Origin of the sequence: Paenibacillus agaridevorans (genome assembly GCF_003112455.1) — a bacterium.
Classification (GTDB): domain Bacteria; phylum Bacillota; class Bacilli; order Paenibacillales; family Paenibacillaceae; genus Pristimantibacillus; species Pristimantibacillus agaridevorans.
Map to the genome: position 1 here is coordinate 1 of NZ_BDQX01000227.1, position 1,327 is coordinate 1,327.

Here is a 1,327-nt window from a genome sequence, read left to right on the forward strand (position 1 = left end):
GCTGCACAGGAAGCACTGGCTGGCATTAAAGTTGGTGTACTAGCGCGAAAGTATGAGGTGGCGCCCAAGACCATTCGGAACTGGGTGAAAGAGTTCCAGGAAACGTTCGGTGAGGATGCAGTCCCTACGATCGACGAACGGTTAGATGATGCGAAACGTCTAGCTGAATTGGAGGAACAGTACAACCAGGCTCTGAAAGCACTCGGTGAAAAAGAACTGGAAAACAAGGTTCTGCGTGAACTGGTAAAAAAGATCAACCCTGCCTCGACGACAGACTTGACGTTGCACAGACGTTCATCGAGCAGGGATACGCGGTAGCTACTTTGCTGGTGTTAACCGAAGTCGCGTCGTCCACCTACTATGAGCGAAAGCAGCGCCAGAATACAGTCGTAGATTCACAAGCAGAAGTCCGAGAGCCCTCTCGTAGAGGGCGCCCTGTGACGACGCACTCCTATACTCATTCAGGCGAGAGCGTCAGCGACGCCCAGATCAAGGAGTGGCTGATGGAATTGGTGGCTGGCGAGGCGCATGTATACGGCTATCTGTTGCTTACCGAATGCTTGCGACAACAGTATGACTTGGATATCAATAAGAAGAAAACGTATCGCCTTTGCCAGGAACTAGAGATTCTTCATCCTCAGCGTCGTAAGAAAACCCATTATCCACGCCGCTTGGCACGGAATGCAACAATCACCGGATCCAATCAACAATGGCAGCTTGATATCAAGTATGGTTATGTAGCAGGCTACGAGCGATTCTTTTACATCGCTGACATGATTGACGTATATGATCGTACGATCGTAGGACACCACAGAGGCTCAAGCTGCGAAGCGCAAGAAGTCTGTGCGATGGTGAAAACCGCTTTGGCTGCGCGCTTGGTGACGAAGGAGACTGGTCTTGTCATCCGCACCGACAATGGTCCGCAGTTTGTCAGCAAGGCGTTTGGTGAGCTCTGTGAGGCAGAGGAATTGATTCACGAGCGCATCCCGCCAAAGACGCCGAACATGAATGCATACATCGAATCATTTCACGCAACGTTGGAGCGTGATTTACTTCGAAAAGAGACGTATGCTACGTTCCAGGAAGCTTACGAGGCAGTGGACAATTACATCGATTTCTACAACAATCGCCGTATGCATAGAAGTCTTGGGAAACGTTCTCCGGCTGCTTTCATGACTTGGGCCCAAAAGAAGCTACCTGAAGAGCTTGAAACATACAACAGGAAAGTGTAAACCAAGAAAATGGACGAAAACCAGCGATAGGAGACGCAATACTACGACTACCTAAGCAAGCATTAGCATGTCTCCGGATTTAGGGGGTCTAACCG

The 1,327-nt window shown here is 49.9% G+C and carries 2 protein-coding genes; both read left to right on the top strand.

Annotated features, from left to right (window positions below; all coding sequences use genetic code 11):
- Positions 1–318 (top strand): transposase (locus tag PAT3040_RS20000; RefSeq protein ID WP_108994116.1); only part of this gene is annotated, 318 nt, incomplete at its 5' end.
- An 11-nt stretch (positions 319–329) separates the two neighbouring features.
- The gene (locus PAT3040_RS20005; RefSeq protein WP_258235075.1) at positions 330–1,232 is read left to right on the top strand and encodes an IS3 family transposase; all 903 of its coding nucleotides are present in this window, start codon (positions 330–332) and stop codon (positions 1,230–1,232) included.
- Positions 1,233–1,327: the final 95 nt, after the last annotated feature.